This is a genomic window from Bradyrhizobium sp. CCBAU 45394 (assembly GCF_028128655.1).
GTDB lineage: Bacteria > Pseudomonadota > Alphaproteobacteria > Rhizobiales > Xanthobacteraceae > Bradyrhizobium > Bradyrhizobium diazoefficiens.
The window spans coordinates 1-7,098 of the sequence record NZ_LBIX01000113.1; the positions used below are offsets into that span (position 1 = coordinate 1).

General features: G+C 58.9%; 1 protein-coding gene. It reads left to right on the forward strand.

The annotated features are described in order from the left end of the window. A partial coding sequence (locus tag WN73_RS12380; protein WP_271552981.1) for an Ig-like domain-containing protein occupies positions 1 to 7,098 on the forward strand: 7,098 nt, incomplete at both ends.

The window sequence follows — 7,098 nt, forward strand, 5'->3', positions numbered from 1 at the left end:
ACAGCTCGGTGGGCTTCAGCTATCGGGTGACGGACGGGATCGCAGCTCCTGTGGCGGGCAGCGCCACGCTCGACATCACCCCGTCAAACGGTCAGCTGAGTCTGACCGTGGCGCTCCTTCACGATTCGGGGATAAGCGCGTCGGACGGTATCACGAACGACCCGACCATCTCTGGCAAGGTGACCGATCTTGCCGGAGTGACGGATCTCCGCGGCGGCCTGGATGGCACATCCAGCGCAAATTTCGTAAGTTTTTCGTCGCTCGTGCAACCAGATGGGACCTTTCAACTTGGGTCCGCGCAGCTCAACATTCTGGCCGGCGGCGCCTTGGCCGACGGCGCGCATACGCTCCATCTAACCGCAGCCGATAGTGCTGGCAACACTGCTAGCGTTGAAGTCTCCTTCACATTCGACTCCACGCCACCGTCGGCTCCTGTCTTCGATCTTGCTGCGACCGATCAAATCGGAAACCCCGCCGATCACCAGACACAGTCCGGCCACGCCACCCTCGTCGGCAACACGGATCCAAATGCTGCCATCACGCTGCTCTCGACGGGAGTGTCAACCGTCGCGAGCAACACTGGCACCTTCCAGTTTGCCGGCGTCAGCCTGTCTGACGGAAGCAACGGTCTCACAATACGGGCAACCGATGTGGCGGGCAACAGCAGCACGTATTCGCTCTCGGTTGAGAAGCTTGCGACTACGGCTGGTGGCAACGCCGTTGTCAAATGGAACCACGTGACGCTAGAGGCGATCCGTTTGGATGCCTCGGCGCCGCCGGTCTCATCCCGCAATCTGGCGATAGAAAGCCTTGCGGTGCTCGATACCGTCAACGCGATCAACGGCACTCCGGGCTACCTGGTGAACATGCAGGCGGTACCGGAGACCTCTGCGGACGCCGCCGTTGCCGCCGCAGCTCACAAGATCCTTACATATTTGTACCCGGCGCAGGCCGCGTCGCTTGATGCACAGTTTGCATTGGCTCTCTCCGCCATCCCAGACAGCGCCGCCAAGACCAATGGCATCGCCTTGGGCGAAGCCGTTGCTTCCCAAGTCATCGTAGTGCGCGCGCATGACGGCTGGGACGCCTATGTCACCGATGAGGGCAGCACAGGGGTCGGTCAGTGGCGCCCGACGGCACCGATGTACGCGACGGCGCTATTGCCACAATGGGCTAATCTCGAGCCTTTTGCGATGACCGGTTCAAGCCAGTTCTTGCCCGGGCCACCGCCGGATATGACCAGTCAGGCCTATGCAGATGCGGTGAACGAGACCAAGTCGCTGGGCAGCGCAACGAGCACGACGCGCACCGCAGATCAGACCCAGATCGCGCGCTTCTGGGCCGATGGCGCGGGCACCTATACGCCGGCCGGCGCGTGGAACGAGATCGCCGAAGAGGTTTCGCAGCAGCAAGGCGACAGCCTTGCACAAGATGCGCTTCTGTTCGCCGAACTCAATGTCGCCGAGGCCGATGCCGGCATCGCTGCCTGGAACGCGAAATACACCTACAATGCCTGGCGGCCCGACACCGCAATCGAGAGCGCAGACAGCATCGGTAATCCCGGAATTACCCAAGATCCGAATTGGCGCCCTCTGATTCTAGATCCAGCCTTCCCGGAATATGTCTCCGGCCATTCAACCTACAGCGCTGCTGCCGCCACTATTTTGACCGCCTTCTTCGGCGACAACTACGCGTTCAGAACAACCTCGACCAGTCTGTTGGGCGTCACCCGCAGCTTCACCAGCTTCGAACAGGCGGCTCAGGAGGCCGGAGAGAGTCGCATATATGGCGGCATCCATTTTGAGTTCTCCAACCAGGCGGGCCAGACGACCGGGACAGAAGTCGGCAATTGGGTGCTCAAGACCTTTGATCTCTCCCAAGACACAACGCCGCCTAAGGTCCTGCTCGATCAGACAACGGGATTGGTCAGCAAGCAGTCCCCGATTCTGACTGGGCACATCACGGACAATCTGTCTGGCGTCGCAGCGCTGGAGGCCAGCATCGATGGCGGCACTCCGGTCGATGTTTCAGTCGGCGCGGACGGAAGCTTTGCGCTGTCCACCGTCTTGACCACCGATGGCACGGCCGACGGAGCTCATTCCGTGGCACTGGTTGCGATTGACGCGACAGGCAATGCCACTACGCCAAAGACGCTCGGCTTCACGCTGGACACCAAGGCGCCACTGATCACGCTGTCGGATCAAAGCGTGCAGAGCGGCGGTACGCTCGATGTATCCTCTCATTTGGCCGGCACGGCGGATCCGACCGGATCTGGACTGGCGGCACTCAGTTACGAGTTCGAAAATGGCACGGCCATTCCGGTCGGCTTCAACAGCTCCACCGGCGCATTCGATACTGCGCTTGACCTCTCCAAGCTGGGCGCAGGCGCGCATACGCTGACGCTCGCAGCCACAGATGCCGCTGGTAACATCAAGACCCAGACGCTGAACGTCACTTTACCGCAGCCGATCCCGCTGACCATCACCGATGTCACGCCGATGAGCGGGGCAGGGGATGTCGGCGTGACATATCGGCCCAAGGTGACGTTCTCACGGGCGGTCGACGTATCGACGCTAACCAGCGCAAGCATCTACGCAACCGACACGACCGGCGCCAGGGTCCCCGCCACCATTGTGCCGACGGCTGACGGCGCCGCGGCGTGGCTGTTCTTCACCAACCCGCTTCCTGGCGCCTCCACCATCACGCTGCATGTCGATGGTAGCCAGATCAAAGATGCAAGTGGTCAGGCGCTCGATGCCGATGCCGATGGCGCGCCGGGCGGCGTGTTGGCGGAAACTTTCACCACCGTAAACACGGCCGTCGTTCCCGGCACGACCATCCAGGGACGGGTGTTTGATCCCGGTCCCGACCTGCAGCCAATGACGTTTGACGACGTGCGTGCGGGTCCGGATCAGATCCTGCACACGGCGGACGACGTCTATCTCAACCCGCTTGCCCATGTGAAGGTCTATATCCTCGGCCACGAGAGCGAGGCCGTCTACACCGATGCGCAGGGCAACTTCACGTTGACGAACGTTCCAACCGGAGACGTCAAAGTTGCCTTCGATGGACGGACCACGACTAATGCGCCAAGCGGATTCTACTTCCCTGAGATGGTGATGGACACCAACATCAGGCCCGGTGTTGTCAACACCATCATGGGAAGCATGGGGGACACAACAAAACAAAACGCCAACGCCAACGATCCCTCGGTCTACCTGCCAAGGCTGCCCACTGACATCCTGCAGACGGTCAGCGATACCGAGGCCACAGTCGTCACGCCGCCGGCAGACTCAGGCTCCGTCGCAACCATCCCACTCACGTCGCAACAGCTCAGCCAGCTCACTCTCACCGTGCAGCCGGGCAGCCTTCTCGGTGCCGACGGTAAGCCTGTCTCCAACGCGCAGGTCGGCATCAATCTCGTCCCGCCCTCCATCGTCGCAGATATGCTGCCGTCGGGACTGATGCAGCACACGTTTGACATCACCATCCAGGCGCCCGATAGCGTCGCCTTCTCAACGCCCGCCCAGCTTACCATGCCGAACGTCTTCGGCCTTGCCCCAGGCGAGAAGACATACTTCCTCTCGTTCGATCATACGACTGGTCGCCTCGTCATCGATGGTACTGCAACCGCCTCAGTCGATGGGCTAACGGTCACCAGTGATCCAGGATCGGGAATTACTATGCCTGGCTGGCATGGCATGGTGGGGCCAGGGAGCCAAACGCAACCTCCGCCCCCGTGTCCGCCGCCTCCGCCATGTTCGACTCCAACAGACAATTTCAACAATTACGCTATCCTTGTCGCACTTGCGAAGGATCTTGCAAGCTGTACCGCCGCGGTTCTTAGCGGCGGTGATTATGCGCAAATTGCTAAGCTCTTGAGTAACGCAGCAACTCTACTAAACACGGTTGTTTCTCTGGGAAAAAATTTCAAATCTCTGTACGACGATGTAAGTGCTGGCAACTACACGCAGGCCACCCTGGACGCAGCAACACTACTACAGAGCCAGTGCGACCAAGTGAGCAAGCAGGCCGCAGACCTCTTTGTAAGCCTCACGAGCGAAATGACGCATGTGCAGGTGATTGCGACGTGTGCCAACTCCGTCATCGATGCATGCAAGCAAATTCTTTCCGCGTATCAGGCGGACACCTGCAGCTCGCAGTCTGATAAGTCGTTCTATGCGGCCATAAAGGTGATTCTAGATAGTGCGCAGGTCTTCGTTGATGGGATCAATGCGCTCGAAAACAGCATAGAGAAGGAAGAGAGCAAGGTCTTGCAGGCGGGTTTAACTCTGTTGTGCAAGCAAGTCGGCAACTTTCTGAATATGATAAAAGACGGACTTAGCGGCATCTCACAGCCGCCACCGTCTATTGCCCCTCACGCGTTGGTCACCGCGGCCGCCGCACTTCCAAGCCCAGACGAGCTAGCAGCTGCTTATGCCGATTTCTTGGATACCTTATCTGGTGTCAACGCTTCGTTTGACGCTACAGATCAGAGTTTGAATACTCTCGCCTCTAGCTTCAGAACCGACGCCCTTCCAGCTTTTAACAAGCTGAACGATGCTGCCGGAGGTTTGCAGCAGTTCGCAGCTGGCCTCCCTCAGAACGCGTATTACGCTTTTGCCCTTGAGGACGGCACAATCACCAGAGGGAAAGTGGATGCGGATGGGAATTTAAGCGTGGTCCTCGCGCCGAGTACGAAATTCACTTTGAGTGTGTTTGATGTCGATCGCGACAAGGTTGCAACCTATACCGGGATAACAGCGCCTTCTGGCTTCCCAACTGAGCTTCCTTATTTGGCATATCAGAACAACGACGAGCCGGTCATGGCTGACGGCCTGACGTCGCTCGCGGCGTTCATCATTGGAGTCGACCCAAATAAGCCAGACAACCTGGTGCCTGGGATAACGGATGCTAGCGCAATACGGCAGGGATTGTCCGGCAATGCTGCTCTCGCGGGCGCCACGGGTGTTGTCGCCTCCCTGTCACTGCAGGGTAGTGCACGGTCAATTTCTATTGTCGGCTCAACCTCAGCACCGGGACAGCAGACGGCCTATATCGCAACCGGCGATTACGGCTTAGCCATCGTTGACGCGACGAGTTTCCAGTCGCCGAAGGTGTTGAGTCAAATTGACCTTGCCGGCACGGCCACAGATGTCGGAGTTGATGCTAACTTGAAACTTGCCGCAGTTGCGACCGGAGTCGGCGGGCTTCAGATCGTAGACGTGTCGGAGTCTTCGAATCCAAACTTGGTCAGAGTCGTTGCGATTGACGCCTCCGCGGTGCAGGTTTTCGAAGGTGTTGCGTACGTCAATGACGGTGCCTCCCTCGACGCGATCGATCTCGCGACCGGCGAAATGTTACAGAAGGTCACTATCTCGGGCGCCAACATCACTGGTCTCGCGCGCGATGGTTCTACGCTCTATGTCATGGACGCTAACCGGGTGCTGACCACAGTCGATATTTCCTCGGGCTTGATGGTGAAGGACGGGGCGGTGTCGCTGCCATTTGGCGCCGGGAAGTTGTTCGCCGCCGATGGTGTAGTTTATGCCGCCGCTGCTGACGGCTTCAATGGTGGCTATATCACTATTGATGTGAGTAATCCTGCCGCACCAATGCTTATTGAAACGCGCGATGCGAACAACATCGCTGGAACTGCCATTGCCCTCAACGGCTCTGGGCTCGGTGTTTTGGTTGGTAATCCCGGCGGCGCGTTCGGTGGCAATGTGCTCGATGTCGTCAACACGAGCGACCCAACGAACACCGGACAGTTCATCACACGATACACATTGCCGGCAACGCCCCAAGGCGTCGCTATCGGTGACGGCGTCGCGTTCGTCGCGGACGGCACTAGTGGCCTACAGGTGGTCAATTACAGGAGCTTTGATACATCAGGCGTTGCTCCAGCAATTGCGGTTACGAAGCTGCCGACCGATCTCGACGCGAACACGCCGGGAATTCAGGTCCAAGAAGGCCAGGCCGTGCAGTTGGGCGCCAAGGTCACTGACGATGTTCAGGTTAGCAACGTACAGCTCATGCTCAACGGGCAAGTCGTCACCAATGACGTTCAGTATCCGTGGGATATCAGCACGAATTTGCCGACAATCGCAGCCAATGGGTCTGATCAGGTCACGCTAAACGTGCGTGCAACCGATACCGGAGGCAACACTATCACGTCGGATCCCATTCAGATTCAACTAGTTCCGGATATTATTCCACCTCAGCTGATCAGTCAGAATATCTCGGAAGGAATGGTCGTCGGCCAATCGTTCCGGGCATGCACCTTTAGTTTCTCGGAAGCACTTGATCCTGCTACCGCAACCGCGTCAGCATTTCGATTAATCGGTCCAGGTGGCGTGACGATCAGTCCGCTCTCGATCCAGACGCGAGCCGGCGATCGTTCGGTCCAAGTGACATACAACACCCTGCCGCTCGGGCAGTACAAGTTACAGATAGATGCCTCGCAGATTACCGATCGCGCCGGCAACGCAATGGGCTCGGCGCTGTTAACGGCCGATTTCACGATCGAACCATTCACCATCGATTGGGCCAATCCGACGGGTGGGGCGTGGTCGACCGCATCGAACTGGAGCACCGGCCAGCTACCCGTAAGCTCGGACAGTGTTCTCATCGGTCTTATAGGCGGCCCGACCGTCACGTTTGCGAGCGGGAGCGATACCGTCGCGGGCATCTCGATCCAGGCTGGCGATACATTGACGATCAGCGGCGGTGTGCTGACGGTCAATGGTAAGCTGGACGTCGTAAACGGTTCGCTTCGACTCGACAGCGGCGGTACGATCCAAGGGGCCATAATCGTAAGCGACGGGGGCGCGATTATTATATCGGGCGGCACGCTGTCCGGGGTGACCTACGACGGCACGATGGATCTGTCGGCGAACGGCTCGTACGTGTACGTGACGAACGGGCTGACCATGGCCGGGGTGAACGGCACCGGGCCCGGCACGATTGACCTGACGGGCATCAGCAGTTCCTTGAATGCGCAGGGGAGCCAGACGCTCGACAACGCGCTCCTCAACATCGGCAACGACAGCAGCTACAGCTATCTGTTCAATTACGACAGTGCCGACCCCGCGACGG